Annotated in this window: 1 protein-coding gene; it reads left to right on the top strand. The window is 64.9% G+C overall.

Features of this window, described 5'->3' with window-relative positions; genetic code table 11:
* The first annotated feature begins 127 nt into the window (after window positions 1-127).
* Window positions 128-2,287, top strand: a complete 2,160-nt coding sequence (locus tag QZY03_RS24950; RefSeq protein WP_295585641.1) for a kelch repeat-containing protein — start codon at window positions 128-130, stop codon at window positions 2,285-2,287.
* Window positions 2,288-2,373: the final 86 nt, after the last annotated feature.

Raw genomic sequence — 2,373 nt, 5'->3', positions numbered from 1 at the left:
TGATTCCACTTCGCGAGATCGAGCTTAAGCATAAACGCTGCGTGCTTCTGGTATCGGGGGCCGGTCTGGCCGACACAGGGGGCTCGGCACGGGACGCAACGTATCACAGAAATTACGTATCTCGCGCTTGGCGCGGTTTAACCTTCGTCCCAAGTATTTCGCCTGGCTATTCGCGGCCGGGATTGCGCTTTTTTCTTTGTGTGTGCAGGCCGCCGACTGGGCAACCACGGGGGTCATGCCCGATGCGCGGTATGGTCATACTGCGACGCTGTTGCCCAACGGCAAGGTCCTCGTCGCGGGTGGGTGGGACGACCCCCGGGGCACCCTTGCCAGCGCGGTGCTTTATGATCCTGCGGTCGGCACTTGGACCGCCACCAGTCCAATGCCTGAGCCGCGGGTGTTCCACACCGCGACCTTGTTGGATAACGGCAAAGTCCTCGTCGCCGGGGGGTGGTGGGAGGGGGGCGAGCCCTACACCCTCGCTAGCGCGCTGTTGTACGACCCGGCGACCGACACCTGGGCCGCCACCGGCCAGATGACCGCTGCACGAGACCTCCACACCGCCACCCTGCTACCCAGCGGCAAAGTCCTCGTCGTGGGGGGGGAAGACCGGATGTACGCGCAAGCCGCGGAGTTGTACACCCCGGAAACCGGAACCTGGGCTGCCACCGATTCGATGCCGACGCCGCGGTGGGGGCATACCGCCACCCTGCTGCCCAACGGTAAAGTCCTGGTCGCGGGGGGACACTGCAACTGTGGCGGCGGTAGCGGCGACTACCTCGCCAGCGCCTTGCTGTACGAACCGGCAACTGGAACCTGGTCCGAGATCGATTCGATACCCGGCCCGGGTCGGGATTTCCTCACGGCCACCTTGCTCCCCAACGGTAAAGTGCTCCTTGCGGGGGGGAGCAATTGGTACGTAGACGTCCAAGGTAGCGCCGCCCTGTATGACCCAGCGACCGAGACTTGGGCTACGACCGCTTCCATGCCCTATACCCTGGCAGCCACCACGGCCACCCTGCTACCGGACGGGAAAGTTCTCGTCGCTGGAGGAATGGGCTGGTGTGGTGCGCCCCTTGCGGTCCTTTACGACTTTCTTGCGAGCAGTTGGACCGAAACCCGCTATTTATCCGAGGGACGTTATTGGCCCACAGCCACGCTGCTGCCCAACGGCAGCGTCCTCGTTGCGGGCGGAGAAGGTTGTGGCCCCGATTCCTCCCGTATCACCCTGGCCACCGCCGAGATCTACACCCCGGATGCCGGCGGGAACGTCATCACTGCGACCACATTGAGCACCTCCACCAACTCGCCCCGCTTTGGGGAGCGCGTCGATTTCACCGCAACGGTGAGTCCGACGAGCGGGGGGCCGTTGCCCACGGGCACGGTGACCTTTAAGGATGGCACGGAGGACTTGGGCGCCGGCACCCTGGAAAACGGCACGGCGACATTCCCCACGTCCTCGCTGGCCGCGGGGATACGCACCCTGACCGCCGCCTATGGCGGCGATGCGATCTATGCCCCCAGCACCAGCCCCGAGTTGACCATCACCGTCGACAAGGCCGATCAAGACACGTTGGTGGTCTTAGCGACCCCGGCGGTCATCACCAGCGGCGGTAGCAGCGCGCTCAGCGCCACCGGCGGCAGCGGGACGGGTGAGGTCAGCTACGCCGTCATCGCCTCGATCGGCGCTGTCTGCTCGATCAGCCAGACGACCCTGACCGCCACCGGTGCCGGCAGTTGCAGTGTCCAGGCAAACAAGGCCGCAGACGACAACTACAACGCGGCGATCTCCGCGGCCGAGACGGTCACGGTGACAAGCCCAGACTATACCTTGACGGTGAGTGCGGCCGGCACCGGATCGGGGACCGTCGGCGGCGGCGGGACCTATCCGGCCGATACCATGGTCACGCCCACCGCCACCGCCGCGGCTGGATCCATGTTTACCGGCTGGGAGCCGAGCACCTGTGGCGACAGCTTCGCCCTCATCGAGGACACCACCTGCGTTGCCACCTTCGCGCGACTGTTCACCCTGACCGTGACCAAGAGCGGCAGCGGCACCGTGACGGCAACCGGGATCGACTGCGGCAGCGACTGCACCGAGGGCTACGCCAAGGGCACCGTCGTCGTGCTGACCGCCACGCCGGCCAGTGGCTATGCCTTTACCGGCTGGAGCGGGGCCTGTACCGGGACCGATGTTTGCGCGGTGGCGATGACCGCGGCCAAGAGCGTGAAGGCAGCAATTCCCGGCGAGCGTCTATTCAGTGTCGCTGATCAGTGCCGATCGTGAGGTATCATTCTCTGGCGCAGACACTACCCTCAACACGATCCGCTGCTAAAATCGAGAATCACTAAGACAAACGCTGAAGTATCTTT

The organism is uncultured Lamprocystis sp. (assembly GCF_903933125.1).
Classification (GTDB): domain Bacteria; phylum Pseudomonadota; class Gammaproteobacteria; order Chromatiales; family Chromatiaceae; genus Thiodictyon.
The sequence above is the reverse complement of the archived record's forward strand: the minus strand, read 5'-3'. Positions and strand labels throughout refer to the sequence as shown.